18 protein-coding genes are annotated in these 17,345 nt (G+C 45.0%); all 18 read right to left on the minus strand.

Going from position 1 to position 17,345, the window contains the following annotated elements; all coding sequences use genetic code 11:
* Positions 1-78: 78 nt before the first annotated feature.
* Positions 79-1,068 carry a hypothetical protein gene (locus MHH57_RS13480; protein ID WP_318627293.1) on the minus strand — a complete coding sequence of 330 codons (990 nt, stop codon included), beginning with the start codon at positions 1,066-1,068 and terminating at the stop codon, positions 79-81.
* A complete protein-coding gene (locus MHH57_RS13485) occupies positions 1,055-1,609 on the minus strand; it encodes a hypothetical protein (protein WP_165146629.1) in 555 nt (184 codons plus the stop codon). Before MHH57_RS13485 ends, MHH57_RS13480 begins: the two co-directional genes overlap by 14 nt.
* Position 1,610: 1 nt before the next feature.
* Positions 1,611-2,006, minus strand: coding sequence for a hypothetical protein (locus MHH57_RS13490; RefSeq protein WP_029517431.1), 396 nt, complete (start codon positions 2,004-2,006; stop codon positions 1,611-1,613).
* Positions 2,007-2,046: 40 nt separating this feature from the next.
* Complete coding sequence (locus tag MHH57_RS13495; protein ID WP_023988985.1) at positions 2,047-2,526, minus strand: hypothetical protein; 480 nt, start codon at positions 2,524-2,526, stop codon at positions 2,047-2,049.
* A gap of 50 nt (positions 2,527-2,576) precedes the next feature.
* A complete protein-coding gene (locus MHH57_RS13500) occupies positions 2,577-4,661 on the minus strand; it encodes a hypothetical protein (RefSeq protein ID WP_342434205.1) in 2,085 nt (694 codons plus the stop codon).
* Positions 4,651-6,486 carry an ATPase, T2SS/T4P/T4SS family gene (locus MHH57_RS13505; protein WP_342434206.1) on the minus strand — a complete coding sequence of 612 codons (1,836 nt, stop codon included), beginning with the start codon at positions 6,484-6,486 and terminating at the stop codon, positions 4,651-4,653. Before MHH57_RS13505 ends, MHH57_RS13500 begins: the two co-directional genes overlap by 11 nt.
* Positions 6,487-7,344, minus strand: a complete 858-nt coding sequence (locus MHH57_RS13510) for a hypothetical protein (protein ID WP_342434207.1) — start codon at positions 7,342-7,344, stop codon at positions 6,487-6,489.
* Entirely contained in the window at positions 7,341-8,054 is a 714-nt protein-coding gene (locus MHH57_RS13515) for a hypothetical protein (protein WP_340885634.1), read from the minus strand. The genes MHH57_RS13510 and MHH57_RS13515 overlap by 4 nt, the downstream gene beginning before the upstream one ends.
* Positions 8,055-8,076: 22 nt before the next feature.
* On the minus strand, positions 8,077-9,063 hold the full coding sequence (locus tag MHH57_RS13520) for an SAF domain-containing protein (protein ID WP_342434208.1): 987 nt from the start codon (positions 9,061-9,063) through the stop codon (positions 8,077-8,079).
* A 40-nt stretch (positions 9,064-9,103) separates the two neighbouring features.
* Entirely contained in the window at positions 9,104-10,597 is a 1,494-nt protein-coding gene (locus MHH57_RS13525) for a serine/threonine-protein kinase (protein ID WP_342435175.1), read from the minus strand.
* Between the two features lie 179 nt (positions 10,598-10,776).
* Complete coding sequence (locus tag MHH57_RS13530) at positions 10,777-11,835, minus strand: SAM-dependent methyltransferase (protein ID WP_039271278.1); 1,059 nt, start codon at positions 11,833-11,835, stop codon at positions 10,777-10,779.
* A 22-nt stretch (positions 11,836-11,857) separates the two neighbouring features.
* Entirely contained in the window at positions 11,858-12,631 is a 774-nt protein-coding gene (locus MHH57_RS13535; RefSeq protein ID WP_342434209.1) for an ATP-binding cassette domain-containing protein, read from the minus strand.
* Positions 12,628-12,942 carry a thioredoxin family protein gene (locus MHH57_RS13540; protein ID WP_029517421.1) on the minus strand — a complete coding sequence of 105 codons (315 nt, stop codon included), beginning with the start codon at positions 12,940-12,942 and terminating at the stop codon, positions 12,628-12,630. The genes MHH57_RS13535 and MHH57_RS13540 overlap by 4 nt, the downstream gene beginning before the upstream one ends.
* Positions 12,939-13,277 (minus strand): cyclic-phosphate processing receiver domain-containing protein, encoded by a 339-nt coding sequence (locus tag MHH57_RS13545; protein WP_029517420.1) that lies wholly within the window; start codon positions 13,275-13,277, stop codon positions 12,939-12,941. The genes MHH57_RS13540 and MHH57_RS13545 overlap by 4 nt, the downstream gene beginning before the upstream one ends.
* A gap of 71 nt (positions 13,278-13,348) precedes the next feature.
* Positions 13,349-14,197, minus strand: a complete 849-nt coding sequence (locus MHH57_RS13550) for a deoxyribonuclease IV (RefSeq protein WP_342435176.1) — start codon at positions 14,195-14,197, stop codon at positions 13,349-13,351.
* Positions 14,187-15,005, minus strand: a complete 819-nt coding sequence (locus MHH57_RS13555) for a DNA-formamidopyrimidine glycosylase family protein (RefSeq protein ID WP_025724124.1) — start codon at positions 15,003-15,005, stop codon at positions 14,187-14,189. The genes MHH57_RS13550 and MHH57_RS13555 overlap by 11 nt, the downstream gene beginning before the upstream one ends.
* A gap of 73 nt (positions 15,006-15,078) precedes the next feature.
* Complete coding sequence (locus tag MHH57_RS13560) at positions 15,079-15,927, minus strand: TIGR01457 family HAD-type hydrolase (protein ID WP_081317588.1); 849 nt, start codon at positions 15,925-15,927, stop codon at positions 15,079-15,081.
* A gap of 464 nt (positions 15,928-16,391) precedes the next feature.
* Positions 16,392-17,321 (minus strand): ribonuclease Z, encoded by a 930-nt coding sequence (gene rnz / locus MHH57_RS13565; RefSeq protein ID WP_029517417.1) that lies wholly within the window; start codon positions 17,319-17,321, stop codon positions 16,392-16,394.
* Positions 17,322-17,345 lie beyond the last annotated feature (24 nt).

Here is a 17,345-nt window from a genome sequence, read left to right on the forward strand (position 1 = left end):
GGAATATTGAAAACAGTGAATTTTAAGGTTTTTTGGTATGGATCTGCCTAAAAAAAGAAAAACCACCCATGAGGGTGATTATTTTAAGCCATTATAACATTTGTACTCAAAGTAACCCGCAGCTGCTGCAGATTTTTCATCCGTGAAACGTTCACTCGCTTTAAAGGGAGCTGGACATGAATCTCTATAAAAATACTTTATTCCAGTATCTGGTTCTATGCCACCGATAATGTCTTGCTTTCTAACGACTCTCCCACCACCAAATCCATAGTTATTGTAATACCTGTCTCCAACCGGAATGCCTTGGATAAACGCGATCAGCCCCACATCATCTACCGTGTTGTACCACTCCTCTTGCGGAATGATCGGTAGCGTGAACGAATAAGTTATGCCGTTACGCGCTGCTTTTTCGTTATGGACATTAATAATTCGCGCCAAGTCCTCTTGAACGCTGCGAACAATGGTGGAACGACGTATTTGCTCAAAAGTTTCTGAATTATTCAGCAAAGATATAGCGGTCTGATCCTGAAGTTCCTTTTGAAAGCCCTCTATCCACCTGTGATTCCGAGCATCGTATGCGTGCACATAATTATCCAAGGTGAACCCCACACTGTTGCCTACTAAATCAACATAGGCATATGGCTTTTTTTCGCTCCATTTGTGGCCAATAGCAGCTTGTCCATGCTCGTCTGTATAGGCTTCTGAGGTGAACGCATAATAACCGTCATAATCCAGAATTACAATAGCCGGTATGTAATCCAATAATGCACGTTGTGCTACTATATCCCCATCAATGCCTACATTAAGAAAAAGGGTGTGCAGGAACGTGTTCAGCGCTGCTTCTTTATCTACCCGAAAAAACTTATCCGATCCGTATCCGGCCTCGCGTTCCTGACGTTCATTCTGTGAGAGCACAACCCCTGCATCCTGAACTGCGGTACGGAGAGCCGACGTATATTTCATTTCTAGCTGCTGCACTTCACGCTGATTCTGCACCCGTAAGTCACTAACTACACCAAAGGGCAAAAACAAAAGTATAAATATGACCGCAAAATCAGTAATCCTCATTCAGAACCATGCCCCCGTAAGAAGCTGTAACTGCTGGCTTGCCGCTATCTGCCCCACCAAGAAGCCATGATTTGTACAAGTCCGCAGGAGTCCGATTCGTATTATGTACCCGGACCGTAAAATAATCCCCGGCCATCAAGGTATATCGACGCGTCTGATCTGATTTTGGCTGCTGATTGTCAGGAAACAGTACAGGAAAAATTTGCGAATTATAGTACCCATCATATACAGCTTCATAATTGCCCAGAAAACTGTCTGGCTTCGCGGCATCTGCATAGTCCGGTACATACTTTTTGTGCATATGCTCCAAGTCAACTTCGTACGTATTGCCTGTCAATTCCAGATCACGCATAAAATCGTTATACATCGTCGGTGTAATGTAACCCTTGGTTCTTACCATATCAACAAAACGTACAGTTGCATGATATGTATTTAACCCGGATATATCATCCTGCCGTTCAGCAGCTTGAGCTGCGGGTACGATGTACAAAAGCAATACAGCGAGCAGCGCCCCCAACAGCTTCGATATTGTTTGAACCACTTCAGTCTTCCCCCAATTTCTCAAAACGTACAGATGTTATGTCCCCATTCCCATTACGCTGGGGGTACATGGAATATAATGAGGAAGCATCCAGGGTCGATACATCAGGCTCAAACGGTTCAGAAAATACATCATACTCTGTCCCGTCGACTTGAATCGAAATCCCCTCCTGTAAGTTCATGCGAATTGCCTGTATGACCTGAGTTCCTTTAATCCGCTCCGGCAACCCCACCCCAGCAGTACGGGCTATTCGCCCTTCAGAATGCTCCTCTTGCTGTGATCTTAATTCCAGTGCACCATCCAGCTGGCTGGACAAGTCTGCTGCCGTTACACATGCGGTTATGAACAGAATAACTGACACACCAAGCCGCAGCATACTTGAAGCGTGATCAGACATACTCTCATCCCCTTTATGATTATTATCTCTGCTGTAGTGCTTAGGACTGGGTAAACAACAACCCACGTACCACGTTCGATTTGTCTTTGACGATTTCAGCTTTAAATTTACCACTCGGATTTACGTATTCATTCTCTTTCTCATTAAGTGTATTCGTGATTTTACCTGTCTTATCACTGCCACCATTCACGGCGCCATACTGTTCACTGTCTGGGCTAATGTTCAGAGCATTACCGTACCACTGGCCTGCCATATTTTTGCCGGTTTTAATCTGAATGCCGAATTGGTCCTTCCCCTGAAACTTCCGCAGCGCATTGGTCACCTGGGAACCGCTAATCGTTGTGCCGTCATATACCGTAAAAGAGGCTTGAGACAATTCGGTCTGAATATCAGCAAAATTATTTTGTGCCGTTTTAGTCGCCTCCTGGGCTGAAATAAATAGTATAACTACAATCGTAATTAGAGCGATGGTCAAAAATATCCCAGCGGCTACCTTTAAAGCTGTTGATGCGTTATTCATTATTTTTCTCCCCTAGCTTGTTATTTTGTATTAGTCATAGGTTAACTTTCTTACTGAATTTTTTGTATTTGTTCATAATAGTTATCCATTTGAACAAAGCTCATGCCGATCAACGGAATCACCAAATATAAAAAGATAAGACCATACATCGGGGCAAAACCAATCATCCTTCCCCAGATAGCCTTACTGTCTATTATTTTTTCATACTCCTGTTTTCTTTGTTCGAAATAGTAGGACATATGGGATTCCAAATCATCAAAGGCCTCTCGAATCGTAATTTTACCTAAAGACAAATGAAGCTTATCCACGAGACGTTGAAATTCCGGCAAAGGCGCTTCTTCTTTTAGCAAGTCGAGAGCTGCCTCTGGCCCATGTTCATAATGAAGCAAACATTTTTGCAGAGGTCTTTTGAATATAACTGAAAATCTGTTCAGCCACTCCAATATTTCCTCGACAGACATTCGTTCCATAACCCGTAAAATGGAAATAACTGTTTGAAATTGATACACCTCATGCCTCATATCCAACCGACGCATTTTTCGTTGCAAATATAATAAAAGCATAGGCATTTGATAGGCTGCGTACCCAACAATCAAACTAATCAGCACTTCCCACCACTTGATGTATTCATCATTCCAATCTTTTAGCTTTTGGAGGATACGCCAAGTATTTGTGGATAACTGTTCAGGAGTAGCAGTTCCATTAGCATTATGCTCTAAAACAGCGTACGTCTGTTCGTATGTGCTGTTCGACCTCATGTTCAGCGAATGCATGATTTTGCGATCAATCTCACTCTGCTTCAAAGCTTCTTTTTGCTCCACCGGACTTAAACGTCCAAACATTTGACCCGATTGCACTGGTGCGTGAAGGATATGCGTTCTCTCAGCTTCATGTAAAAAAAATATCGTACTGATACTGAGCACCAATCCTATGATACAAAGAGCCATTCTGCGTATGTAGAGCCACTCCAGCCTAATCTCCGCACCACTTTCCTTTAATAGGCGGGTTATTTGAAAATAAGAAGACATATTCTGACGCGGAATTAAAGAATCCACCACATTACGAATGATAGGAAAACGGTATAGCTTCTGCTCCCAAACCCTCCGTCCTCTACCCGCACGATATCCTGTCTCGTCGGTCTGTTGTAGCTTCTGTAATAGGAAATAAGATACGATTATCACAATATAAACGGATAATTTTGTGATATAACCCAATTTTCCCTGATAAAACTCATCCATGGAGGGAAAGCTGGACCTCGCCCATGTCTCGATTGGGGTGGTAAAGAAAACTGGTGCTAGTGCGATCACGTTTAGACTTTTTAACAGATAGTCCAGTTTATTTCTTCGCAGCAACTCCAACTGGATTTCGCGTGCGAGACTGCCGAGCCCCTTCAAGTAAATGGAGCCGCCCTCCTCAACCCGATCACCAAACTCCATTACCATATACGAGATACCGGCAAAAGCTTTTAAAAATCGATTAGGAGCCGATTCATAGTATCTTTCCAATGCTTCGTGCGGATCAACATCTGTTAGCGCCTCATGGATGAGTCGTGCGTGTCTCCCGGCCTCTGCCTCCGCCAAATCGGCCGCTTCGGATATAGCTTCCTCCACCATACCGTGCTGATGGTAATAGTGACGCACATTGGCGAATAATTCGATCATCTGTGCAAGTAGCCTTTTTTCCATCCGGCTAATGGCCATATCCAAAATAAGACTGTTGATTACCACTCCGCATAAAACGGCTAATATAGCAAACTCTATTCCTGGCTTCATCATGATCAGCACAACACCACTGCAAGCAAAAGCTCCCCAGATGAACAGTGTCATCTTCATCGTCTGTAGGCGAAGCTTGTACTCATCGTAGGCATGCTGACCAGCTAGTCGCTTACGTATACTCGTGATGTATCCGGATAAGAAAGGGACCTTCATACACAGCGTGTACAACTTATGCAGTAAGGCTTGTAGCTCACGTTGCAGTACCGCTTTTCCCTTGCGACCTTCCTTCACAGAATAAATTCGTCCTCTGCGAACTGCATGACTACTGCGCTTACGCAACCCCCATAAAGCTATATATAGAAGCGTAAAGCCCCCACCTGATATAAGTAAAATCCATAATAAAATTTCTTTAAGACTCATAGTCTTCCTCCCAATAGCGGGTCAAAAAACTGCGGAAATCTCTGGCATCATTTACATTCATCTGCTCATACATTTCTTGTACACTTTTGGCTGTTAAGGGCTCCATCGGTATATAGCTTCCGTTCCGATATTCCATAACGTGGCGATAACTGTAGCTTGATGAAGCATTGGAGCCTGCATCCGTATGATCCGGGTCACGCGGCACACATTCTGTGATCCGTTCGATGTAGCGTCGCCCTTCCGCATCACGTTTGAGATGCACATCAAAGTTAATGACATGAACTACCTGTTCCTCAGCAATGCCTTCATGCTGAAATACTCCTGTTTTGAGCAATGAATTACGAAGTGAAAACACGAGATCACGAAATGTTTTGGCATGATGAGTAAAAATGGTGAATAGACTGGCAACCTGCGACATTTGAATCATCCAAGCAGCTACTTCATCACTTGCTACTTCGCCTAGTATATTGACGGTTCCATCTGTTTTTTTCTGTAAGTCAAGCCCTTGTTGTCCTGAAATATGATCCGTTTCTCGAAAGCTAAGAATGTTACGGCGACTGTAGATGCTGCGTAGATGCAGTTCAAAAGCCATTTCCTGAACGCGAAGCGTATACGAAGCATAAATGTGCTTGACCATCGCCATTAACAACGTCGTCTTACCTGAGCCCTGCGCGCCTGTGATAGCAGTAATCCGGCTGCCTTTCATTAAATAAGAAAGTAGCTGGATTGGAAAATCAGCATTTTGTCCCTTAATTAACTGTTCCAGCGATACGCTTTGAATATCAAATTTACGGACAAAGAAAGCCCACGATTCTGAGAAAGGAGGTCGTACCACCACTACCCGTGACCCATCCTTCATTTCATTGACCTTATAACCATTCGCTTCGGAAAGCTGTCCCGGGTAATTGTATTTGTAAATATTTTGGCACACCCTTTTAAGTTCACGCTCAGATCCGAAAGAAAGGAATGAAAGATGGATCGTTTTACCTTTATAAAAAATCCATACGCTCTCATAACTATTGGCAGTAGGCATAGTTGTTTGTTCAAATACATACCCATCGGAAGCCCAGTCTGATGATGCAGGAATCCCACCTTCCGGCATACCACTGACGCCCCCACTTACACCGTCGATCCGCTGGTCACGAATATCATCAATGACGGAAAAGCCTTTGTAATGCTGATAAATCCGCTGGACAATAATATCCACCTTCTCCAAAAAGGAAAGGGGCCGGTACTCACAATCATAGATATAACGAATGTCCTCTGCGGTAACGAGATAACTTCCATCTTCTTCACCTTGCTGTGAATATCTCATTTCGGCCAAGTCATAAGTATCCAGTAAACGTGATAGTGCATCAGCGCCAAACTTCTGCTGGTATTGGTAAAATATAATTTCGAATTGATCCTGTATGCTAAACAACTCAGGTCTGGAGAATGGCATAACAGTATCGACGATTTTCTCGTTTAAGCCGTAACCGTGAATCAGAAGCTCAGCCATCAGATTTTTAACAAAACGTTTATCTCCACTGCTACCATTGGCACAGTCCTTTAATGCCCTGCGTAGTTCCGCCCTTTGATGGATACGCCGTCTATATTCCTCTTCATGCAATCCGGCATCCGCCATCTGGCTATGACTTAGTTCATGAAGTGCATTTTTGATATACTCTATTAATGTTTCGAATGTGGCATCTTCATTCTTTTTTTCTACCCGAAGGGTTGAATGTCGCGAGTGAAAATTCCCTCGATATTTTACAATAATCAGTACGATGCACATCAATACTATACAGGTAAGAATCAATCCGTTGATCATTTGAGCGGACAGCATTTAAGCGCCCCTCTCCAAAGCCTTGAGCCGAAGATCGGACTCTGCCGCCTCCAGAATAGCTTTGCTGATATGACGTATACTCTGCGCCCATCCTACAGTCATAAAAAGCTTACGAGGCTGCCCTTTTCCACTTCGTACCTCACGCTGCACATGGCCGATCACATCCCTGCGGTTCCATGCGTCCATAAATCCGGTGTTATAAGGGACTGTATACAGAGCACCTTTGTAGCCATATCTCCTGCGAATATTCGCTTCATTCACTTGAGAATGCACATCATATTTTCCAAGTACTATTAATAAGGGTAACGATGAGTAGGTAGATAACGGAGACACGGATTCAAAATAAGCGTCTAACTCTCGCATATTCTGAGTGAGTGAAAGAACAGCCAGTTTGGCTCGTGCACATGCTTCATGCTGTACAGCCCCCCATCCTGCTCCACTTCCTGCATCAATTAGCGTTAAATCATAATATTGGTTCGCTGTATCTATTACTGCCCGTACAAGCACTGGAGACAGTAACGGCGGTGCAGCTCCAAAGCTGGAGGTTCCCTCAAGTACATCCAAAGTATGTTCGAGTACAGGTGTCGTATAATTACGAATATTTTCTTTAGACAGTGTCCCTCGCAGAACTAAACGTGCGGCAGCATCCCAGCCCCCTTCATGAAGCTGTAGGGTTGGATCATCCATACCATACTCTTGTATAGGTAATCCTGATTCAATACCAGTATGTCTACGACCCAAATGAGTCAATAATAGTCTTCCTCTATATAGATTGCCTATGGTAATTGCTATTGCTGCCGCCAAAGAGCTACTTCCACTAGCCCCCTTAATGGGGCTCCAAAACAAAATGGTACTCATGCTCTACTCCTTTCCGCACGCTTTAGCGCACGACGAATCACCTTTAATTCCCAACTCATCCATTCCCCAATACAACGGCATAGTTCTTTCTTATACATTCTGGATAGCGGTTTTAGTATTAGCTGTTTTTTATGCTCATTTTCCAGTTTCAGAGCAAGCAACCCCTCATCCCATGGCAGTATATATGGCTCTTGCTGCCAAGATGCCGGGAAATGATTCATGTATTCCCACAGATACGGCTCCTCCAGACCACAATCCACGGCCTGTAAAAATAGCTTGTGAAATACAAGATCTTTGGGAAATTCAGGTTGACTGAATAAATGCTGAAGCCAATTCTGTCCGTTATGCATTAGCATGCGGCTATAATCACTGACCCAAACTCGCAGTTCTGCCCTTTTCCAAACAGAAATTGGACAAAAATCAAGTAACTCTACATCTAAAATAACAATGTCATAAACCTGTTCTGCCTTCTGATCAGCCCTCATACCTATATGCAGGTCTTCCCATGCTGTAAATCCAATTGCTACATCAAAACCACTAAACTGCGTAATGGGAAGTGGTTTGTCAAGCATCCCTATGCTATACCGATACCGTCCCCGCAGCGTAGCATCTACAAGCAGTACTCGTTGGCCGGAAGCTGCTAATATGCTGCTGATGTATAACAAGGTATCACTTTTGTCACAAAGCCCGGCAAATATCCATGTTTTCATACTTCCGTTCCTTTTCTCTCATTTATTTGGCATACGGGTCAGAGCTTCCACCCTGCGTCAGAATCTTTGTTTGTTCTTGATGATCCTGCTCATTCTCATATTCATTTCTTGTAACATCAATCCCGCTTGTTGGGTTTTCTATAGTAGCACCCGCATGTTGAGCTGCAATTTCCTCACTCAGACTTCTTTCCACGGGTGTTGAAATTACACTGTTTGATGAATTAATTGCATTTTCAAGGGAATCCCGCAGCTGCTTAGACAGCTTTTGTTCAGCAATGTGTATCAAATTCGGATCACTATTCATTAACGCTAATACCTGCGCATTAGGCGGATAGGTCGGGACTGCCTTGGGCTGAAATTGGGGATCCACATATGTCAGAGCATAAATGGATGCTTTATGCAGGTAGGCATCAACAATCGCGCTCGAAAGCGATAATATTTCCTGCTCATTCAAAGTGACCCAGACAATTGGACCTTCCAGTCGGGAAATCTTCTTTTTGGATAATAGAATGTAATCCTGACCTGTTGGAAATTGTATGCGGATATCTACTTCGTCCCCCGACTTTAGACTGTTGGGTAGTACCACCACCTTTAGCTCACGGTTGCGTAAATCTTTAGGTGTGGGTTCATCAGCAGTAATCATAGACGATGTAAGCACAGATCCTTTTTTAAGCTCAATCTTGGCTGTGGTTCCGGAAACTTCACTTTTATTTGCCAGCAAATTTGATGGAGCCTGAGAACCGGGAACTTTAATTCCCTTCAAATCATTAGATGCAATCTGTTCACCTGGAGAAATGTCACGGACAACCGCCCAGCCTTTTTTCGCGGTTCGTTGCTCTTGTTCATACACTTTCCATTTCAGTTCTGCCTCTACCTCAGCCTGTTTCCTAACCTCATTCATTTGATGGATATTAACCATAAGATAGCCGGCAAAGATAATGCCAACAATCCCAGCGCCAATGCAACCGGCATACAGTTTTTGTTTACTGCTTTTTCTTAGCTTGGACACACAACTTCTCCCCTGCCTCTTTTTGATATATACTTTCTATTTAGCGCCGTCGCTTAAGGAATGCGAAGCGTCTTCTCCGGGTGTCTGGAATAACTCCGCGAAACAGCTCGTCCAGCACCTGATCCATCTCATCATCCCGTTCGAAGGGGTCTGAGTGGAACGGTAGAGCAAATACTTTATCGTGATCCAGCTCCTTACGAAGCCTGCGAACCGCCTCCGAAGTTGCCAATGGCAAGCAGTAATTCCATTTGTGCTGTGGGTGGCGCTGAAGAGATCGGGCTAGCCCTGCTATATCCTGAACCCTCCATTCGGCCCCTGAGCCAACGACGAGCGGATAATCGGCTCTCAAGAATTCTTCCAGACGTTCATTATCCTGCCCACTCCCCAGGTCCAGTACGATAAATCTGTAAGAACCACCCAACAAAGAAATGACATCCGCACGCGATGTTTGTCGCCAGTAATGTACTCCATCGACTTCAAAACGCCGACTTGAACTCATTTGTCCAACGGATGTGCCTTCTACGACTTCTTGAAGTCGGGCAAATGCTTTGGCTGTGCTGTGCAGCTCAACCAAAGCTACGGAGCGGGATCTTCGAGCCAGATAGTGGCTCACCGTAATTGCTGTATGCGTAGCACCGGAGCCGGCAGATACACCCAGTACAGCCACTACCCTTGTGCCTGCATAATCCATTGAGGCATCATTAACGGATATTTCTTGTTGAGCAGGTTGAAAATCAGCACTGCGACGCAGTTCTCCAATGACCTCCGCGGCGGATTGAAATCGTTCCTCAGGATTCTGACGCAGCAGTTTTCGAATTACTGGAATCAAATGACGAGACAATTCCCCGCGTATATATCCTTCTACTCCTGCAGTCCACTCGCTATATTTGCCTCCTGTACAGAGATACAATAGTAGCGCTCCCAAACTGTATAAGTCTGAACGAGCATCCGTCTGACCTGCTCCATATTGCTCCGGGGCAGCGAAGCCCACTGTGCCCAGCTTTACCGTATCTTGATCCAGCTCAGCCTTGTAGCTCCTCGCTATTCCAAAATCAATCAGTATAAATTCCATTTCCGGTGTCAGCATAATATTCGTTGGTTTCAGATCCCGGTAAATGACTGGTGGTTGACGGGTATGCAAATAATCCAACACATCCAGTACCTGCAAAGCGAATGGGACGATTTGCTCCTGTGGAATATAGCCTTGGTAGCCCTTCATATATGCTTCCAGCGTAATTCCTTCGATGTAATCCATAACCAGGTATACCGCTCCAGATGGGGGATGCTCAAAAAAATCAACAATTCTTGGTAAACGTGGATGGCTTAGTGAAATCAGCATCTCTGCCTCCGTGCGTACAAGCTTCATCACTTGTGGCTCGGCAACCGACTCCTTCACTGCCCATTGCTTGCCTGGCAGTTTTAAATCCTCTGCCATGAACACGCGGCTCATTCCTCCCGAACCCAATGTGCGCACAATACGGTAACGCTCACCAACAATTGATCCGAATTCCAACTGTGATGGTTGCTTCATTATTCTCCTACCTCCTTTCTTAAGCAAACAACGCAAAAAAGGGAAAGCTGCCGCAAAATCAAATTTCCATGTCGCCATGAAAACCGTTTCGCGGGATGCTTTCCCTTGATTTAAACATCATTATTATTTTTAAGGAACAATTTGGATTTATTATATAGCACACCTGTATCTATTGTAAAGTGTTATTTTCCATACTTAATCATGTACAGGGTAATCTCATCTCGATTATGGAATAGCTGCTTAGCTCGCTGAATCTGCATGCCGGACTCCTCAAATGAAGCAATTACATCATGAATGAGCGCCAAGGGCTTTTTATGCATTAGCTTGACCGTAACGATAGCAGTACCACCACTTCGCAAACTATATAGTAAATCAGTAACAAGCCTTGCCATTTGCTTAGGACTCCAGCTCATATCACAAACCAGCAGATCGAACGAATTCTCTTTAAATTTGACTTCACTTGCATTTTTACGCAAAAAAGTCAGATTGGCGTACTTCATCAGTGATGGCTCCATCTTTGCCGGATCAACCGCAGTAACTTTCAGTCCCCGCTCCAGTAAGAAGGAAGTCCATCCACCCGGTGCTGCCCCAATATCCAGTCCCTGATGGAAAGCGCCAAAATCTATGCCGAACGTTACTTCTGCTTCCAATAGCTTGAATTTGGCACGGGAAATTTGTCCGTCTTCTTTCTGAAAACGAACCGCACCTCCGCTCCAATCCGATAGGTTGTCCTCAGGACGTGATACACCTGCATACCACGTATCTGTATCTGCAAAAACGGACACAATAACATCGGCGCCTTGTACTGTTTGCTCCATAGGTAGATCACTTAATTGTTCACTCAAAGCCTGCTTAAGTGCACCTGCGCTTTCAGTCCAGCTGCTATTAGATCCTTTGCGCACCTGTAAAGAAACACGTTGATCCATCAGTTCCTTGCGGTTACGGATGAATGCAACCAGACGCTCCTGCACCTGAACCAGATCCGTTCCTTCTTCCTGAAAATGAACAGGAAACAAGTGACGTAAAAACATCGGCGGCTGACCTGTAATTGTCCTCACTACCTCAATTTCTTCCGCAGGTAATGTAGCCAGAAAAATTTCACCAGGTAAAAGCATCGTACTTTTCACAGAGCCAAATATTCTTCTAAGCTCCTCTTGAGCATAGGGTGCAAAACCGTGATTGGCCGTACAAATAAATCTTGATGATGACAAAGTAGATTCACTTTGTTCATCTGTACTCATATATAGTTCCTCCAAAATAACATTACCCTCCAGCGCACACCCGAATCCAGGGACGTTCTCCATCCCAATCCAGCTCAACCGAAACTTCATATGTGTGCATAATCAATTCTTTCGTTAAAACTTCTTTTTTCGGTCCAGCTGCTGCAACCTTACCATCACGAATCAATGCAACATGTGTAAATAGGGGGACAATCTCCTCAATGTGATGAGTCACATAGACCACTGATAAGTCCCGCTTGCGGAGCCGATCAATCTCGACCAGCATTTTTTCCCGCTCAAATAGATCCAACCCAGCACAAGGCTCGTCCATAATTAGCAGACGGGGTTCCGCCATCAGTGAGCGGGCCAACATCACCTTTTTACGTTCTCCTTGAGATAACGTCCCCAGCGGATGATGAATCAAGTCACCTAAATTCATACCCTCCAGCAAAGAAATGGCCTTTTCTTTTGCCTCTGTTGGAATTTCCTGATAAAAGCGCAAAAAAGCATACGCACCTGTAGCGACTACTTCCCAAACTGGATCTTTTAGCGCCAGCTTTTCCAATAAGGTCTGACTGATATATCCGATCTGCTTGCGGACCTCCCGCACATCACATTGACCATACATTTGCCCAAGCACTTCAACCGTACCACTACTTGGAAACATATACCCTGTCATCATTTCCAGCAAAGTTGTTTTACCGGAACCATTGCGACCCAGAATAGCCCAATGTTGACCTTCTCGTATATCCAGGCTTACATCGTCCAATATCCGTCTTTCTTCCCGCTGCAACGTAATGCTCTTCATGGATATCATTCCATCACGCTCCTTATTTTGCTCAGCAAGTGTTCTACAGATTCCATTTTGTAGATGATTTCAGGATTATTGTTTTCACCATTATATATAAGAAGCGCGGGAACGCTGGATATCCGGTACTCCTGTACCAGTTCAGGAATATAGTTAATGTTGCTCTGCACCACTGCTCCTTCGGGGAGCAAATGCTCTGCTACCTCCAGCATCTTACGGGCAGCCGCGCATGTTCCGCACATGGGAGTGTACACAAACAAAGCCAGCTTGCATCCCTCCCATATGGCACGGCGCGCGTCTTTTTGTCCGATCTCTTTCATTGTTCAGACCCTTTTCTGATCTCTCGCATACGCTCCTCGGGTATGGGCCCATTATGCACGGTGACTCCCTCTGGCTTATTCGCATAGAGCAGCTCATACATGGCTCGCCGCCCCTCTGGACTGGAGGAATGCAAGTAAATTTCACGCGGATATAACCGTTTCCCTGCGATAGCAGCAGCCACATCTTTTCCCGTGGGTTGACCTGAACCCAAATCATAATCTAGCGATAGTATCGTAATAGGATATTCATGAAGCAGCAGCAGACACTCTTCCGCATCTCTTGCCAGCTTAAAGCCCGGAGGACAAGGCCGATAATCGTCCATAAACAAATACATCAACTTCTCCTCCTTTTCCCATATATGCAAGCTCACAAGTCTCAAAGATAGTTATTATCAATCAGACTGATTTACTCCCAGCTTAGAATCATTTGAATATCCTCCTGATGTGTCCCATCAGGTCCCGTCTCACTCTCCAAAACGATAGGAATGCCTCTTACAGCCTCCTGATCTGTCATCCAGCGCATGCCCTCAGTACCAATGTAGCCTTGCCCCACACGAGCGTGTCTGTCTTTTTTAGAGCCATACGGGTATTTAGAATCGTTCAAATGAACTCCGCATAGAGCTGACCAATAGCCGAGACGGTTTCCTTTATCGATCAAAGCCTCGTCCATTCCACCGTTCCACAATCCTGCTGCATACGCATGACAAGTGTCCAAGCAAAAGCCGATACTGTCAGGATACCGGCACAACTGACGGATTTTCACCATTTCCTCAAGCGTGGTTCCCATAGGTCCATGATCCCCCGCCTGATTTTCAATCAATATTTTAGCATTTCCCTGCCAGCCTTCCAGCACATCATTAAAACAGTTAATGATGTTACGATAGCCCTCTAGAGGGTCTAACGAATGCATGTGACCAAAATGAACGACAATCCCTTTTGACCCACAGGCTTCAGCAATATCCAGATCATTGCGTAATGAAGCAATCGTCTGCTCATAAAGTTCCTGACCACTATCGGACCCATGAGCCGGATTAACGGGATATGGCGAATGAGCAATGGAATGAAGCTGATGCTCTATACAGTAAGCGTTGCAAGCAGCAGCATCAGTAGCACTCCATTCCTTCAACCTAAGACTACGAGGATTTTTCGGGAAATATTGAAATGAACGCCCCCCCTGCTCTCGCGCACGCATAGCGGCTTTGGAAAAGCCACCACGCGTACTCACATGGGAGCCAATGAGCAATTTAGGCATCATGCTGCTGTACCGGGCAATAAAATGCTTTTTTCCCCGCCAGTTCAACCCTTACAATTTTCCCTCCACTTGGAGATTCTTCTCCTTCGCGGTCATATACTCGACACTGATGATCAAATCCACCTGTTAGTGTGTCTCCCTCCATTAGAGGCATTTCCATGTACCCACCTTCCGCAGTAGCTTCACGTAGTACGGATTGAGTGGCATGGTATAGCTTTTCCACTTTTTCTGGCGACTGCACAATGTTTTGTACTTTGGAACCCGGTGTAAATCCGGCGATATAAGCAATTTCGTCCGAATAACAATTGCCAATACCTGAAAAAATCTGCTGATTCACCAGTGTTGTTTTTAAAATCCCCCGGCGTCCCTTCAGCCGTGCTGTAAACTTTTCCAACGTCATGCGGCGGTCTAACGGGTCAGGTCCCAGGTCTGACAAAGCCTCCTCTGTTTCTTTAGCCGTCAGCAAGTGCAGATAACCTAAGCGCAGTCCGATAAAATAAAGCTTTACTCCACTAAAATCTAATTCGATCTGAACTGTACGATCTGGACGCTGCTCCTCCGTTCCCAGAAATAACAGCCCTCCCAACATCAGATGAAGTACGAGCCGCCCGCCCGTGTTTAAATGAAAAATCAAATGCTTGCCTCGACGCTCTAAATATACAACGGTCGTTCCGAGCAATTGCTTCTCAAACGTTTCCACTTCAGTATTAATGGACTTTTCACGGCTAACCGTCACTCCAGTAATCGGAATGTCCAAAATTTGTTTGGATAATAAGATTCTGTAGTTTTCCATTTCAGGAAGTTCCGGCATATCAACATCTTTCCTTTCGTAGCTACATAGCTTTTAATGCTCGCAAGTTTTCTAAGACATATACTTTTTTCTATTATCTCAGCTCTTCTTTCATCCAGTCCTGCAATTCAGCGAGATTTTCAAACATCAGGTCAGGTTTTACTCCAACGGTACGCACATGCTCGTCCATATTAGCGCGGGTCGTCACGCCCGACAGGATCAGAGCTGTTTTACAACCTGCTGCTGCACCTGCCGCAATATCTGTAAGCATATTATCGCCCACAACCAGAGCTTCATCCGCCCTAATATTTAAGCGGTTCAGTGCATAATTCATCAATACGCTTGAAGGCTTACCGATGACAATAGGCTTTACCTGTGAAGCCGCTTCAATTGCTGCTCCAATCGTACCTGCTCCTGGCGTTAGCCCATCATGTGAAGGCAATTGGAGATCCGGGTTTGTCAAAATAAAAGTGGCTCCTTCCCGAATCCAACGCATGGCAGCGGCCAGCGCATCATATGTAAATTGACGATCTATCCCCTGCACCACATAATCAGGATGGTTCTCAACAAGCTGCAAACCGGCTCCTGTGAGTGCATCACGTAATCCTGTCTCACCAATACAATATACACGAGCTCCAGGACTTTGCTGTGCTACATATTGTGCAGCTGCTAACGCCGAAGTATATACTTCATGGCTGGCCGCTTTAATTCCCATACCAACCAAATGCTCAGCCACCGATTCGGGTGTGCGTGAAGCATTGTTTGTAACATAAGCATAAGGTATCTGGTCTGTACGCAATCGGGATATGAACAGATCCGCACCCTTGATCATCCGATTTCCATGATAAAGGGTTCCATCCAGATCAATTAGTAACGATTTTATCGCAATCCCCTCCCCCACTTCAAATCCATTCACATCATAGCATTGAAAATTATAATTCATCCTATGAACGATGTTCTCCTTCTTATTTAACCACCTTAATGATTCAGGTCATAAAATAATCGGCCGTCTCCATTCATCTCATCTATCTTAAGTCAAAAATGCTTATGAAGTCCATGAATTGCTGGTAAACCGTGCAAAATAGCGCCATTCCTCGCTAAAAGCCGTCGCTTTCACATGACATAAGTTCACATCTTCGTCGAAATCCATCGAAGGCGCTATTTCCTCAAAGGAAATCTTCTGTATTTCCTGGTCATGCTCAAGACATAAAATCCTTTAAATTCGATATATAGAAACGCGAATATGACATGCCTCCATATGTGGTAGAACAAATTCATCCCCACCACCGTGTGCGGGTTCTCATCTCTTGTCGCATCCTGCGCTTTCCCGGAAAATAATTTCGGTGAAAAACAAAGGCACCGGAGCAAGCCCCGGTACCCATGCACATATCTTTCTCCAATCGTTTATTAACCGATATCGGGTACCGGTAACAACACATGCTGCTCCGCAAGCAATGAATTGGGAAATATGCTTCGCGCTTCCTCCAGCAATGGCTGAAGCTGCTCCTGATCTTTATACCTAGAACTAAAATGTGTCATGATTAGCTGACCCGCACCTGCGGCTTTTGCAGCCTCCGCTGCCTGAAGCGCCGTACTATGATGATACTCGTACGCTGTATCTGCCAGTTCATGCAGAAAAGTGGCTTCATGAACGACGACAGTTGCATCTTGAGCCAGCACTACCGTATTCGGACAAGGTCTCGTATCCCCCAAAATCGTGATGATACGCCCCTTTTTCGGCGAACCCAAAACATCCTGAGGGTGCAAAATAACTCCACCCTCTACCTCCACGCTTTCCCCACGCTTTAACTTACCGTACACCGGGCCGGGCTTGATTCCATATCGCTCCAACAGTTCTTGGTTAAGCTTACCGGGCTTATCCATCTCTACAACTCGGTAGCCATAGCTGTCGATCCGATGATCCAGCAAAGCTGACTCTACCCGGAATTGTCCGTCATCAAACAGAACCCCGCCCGTATGCTCCACAATATGTAGTTGGTAATTGATACGCGATTGGCTGATCCCTAAAGATAGCTCGATATATTGCTGGATTCCAGGCGGTCCATATACCGTCAGTGGTGTCGTTCCCCCCTGGTACGCTCTGCTCGACAGCAGCCCCGGCAGACCAAAAAGATGATCCCCATGCAAATGGGTGATAAATATTTTTTCAAGTCTGCTTAGTTTGAGCGGCGAACGCAATACCTCTTGTTGAGTGCCTTCACCGCAGTCGAACAGCCACATGCTTCTTCGTTCTTCCAGCAAACGAAGAGCGATGGACGTTACATTTCGCTGAATCGTAGGCACCCCTGCATTTGTACCGAGAAAATAAAATTCCATAACATTAACCTTCTTCCTGCTGAC

The sequence above is a fragment of the Paenibacillus sp. FSL H7-0442 genome, from assembly GCF_038593105.1.
In the GTDB taxonomy this organism is placed as follows: domain Bacteria; phylum Bacillota; class Bacilli; order Paenibacillales; family Paenibacillaceae; genus Paenibacillus; species Paenibacillus polymyxa_D.

Coding starts and splice junctions, on each gene's coding strand:
- MHH57_RS13480 (WP_318627293.1), bottom strand. CDS start 1,068: ATGAGGATTACTGATTTTGCGGTCATATTTATACTTTTGTTTTTGCCC.
- MHH57_RS13490 (WP_029517431.1), bottom strand. CDS start 2,006: ATGTCTGATCACGCTTCAAGTATGCTGCGGCTTGGTGTGTCAGTTATT.
- MHH57_RS13495 (WP_023988985.1), bottom strand. CDS start 2,526: ATGAATAACGCATCAACAGCTTTAAAGGTAGCCGCTGGGATATTTTTG.
- MHH57_RS13500 (WP_342434205.1), bottom strand. CDS start 4,661: ATGAGTCTTAAAGAAATTTTATTATGGATTTTACTTATATCAGGTGGG.
- MHH57_RS13505 (WP_342434206.1), bottom strand. CDS start 6,486: ATGCTGTCCGCTCAAATGATCAACGGATTGATTCTTACCTGTATAGTA.
- MHH57_RS13510 (WP_342434207.1), bottom strand. CDS start 7,344: ATGAGTACCATTTTGTTTTGGAGCCCCATTAAGGGGGCTAGTGGAAGT.
- MHH57_RS13515 (WP_340885634.1), bottom strand. CDS start 8,054: ATGAAAACATGGATATTTGCCGGGCTTTGTGACAAAAGTGATACCTTG.
- MHH57_RS13530 (WP_039271278.1), bottom strand. CDS start 11,835: ATGAGTACAGATGAACAAAGTGAATCTACTTTGTCATCATCAAGATTT.
- MHH57_RS13535 (WP_342434209.1), bottom strand. CDS start 12,631: ATGATATCCATGAAGAGCATTACGTTGCAGCGGGAAGAAAGACGGATA.
- MHH57_RS13540 (WP_029517421.1), bottom strand. CDS start 12,942: ATGAAAGAGATCGGACAAAAAGACGCGCGCCGTGCCATATGGGAGGGA.
- MHH57_RS13545 (WP_029517420.1), bottom strand. CDS start 13,277: ATGTATTTGTTTATGGACGATTATCGGCCTTGTCCTCCGGGCTTTAAG.
- MHH57_RS13550 (WP_342435176.1), bottom strand. CDS start 14,197: ATGATGCCTAAATTGCTCATTGGCTCCCATGTGAGTACGCGTGGTGGC.
- MHH57_RS13555 (WP_025724124.1), bottom strand. CDS start 15,005: ATGCCGGAACTTCCTGAAATGGAAAACTACAGAATCTTATTATCCAAA.
- MHH57_RS13560 (WP_081317588.1), bottom strand. CDS start 15,927: ATGAATTATAATTTTCAATGCTATGATGTGAATGGATTTGAAGTGGGG.
- rnz (WP_029517417.1), bottom strand. CDS start 17,321: ATGGAATTTTATTTTCTCGGTACAAATGCAGGGGTGCCTACGATTCAG.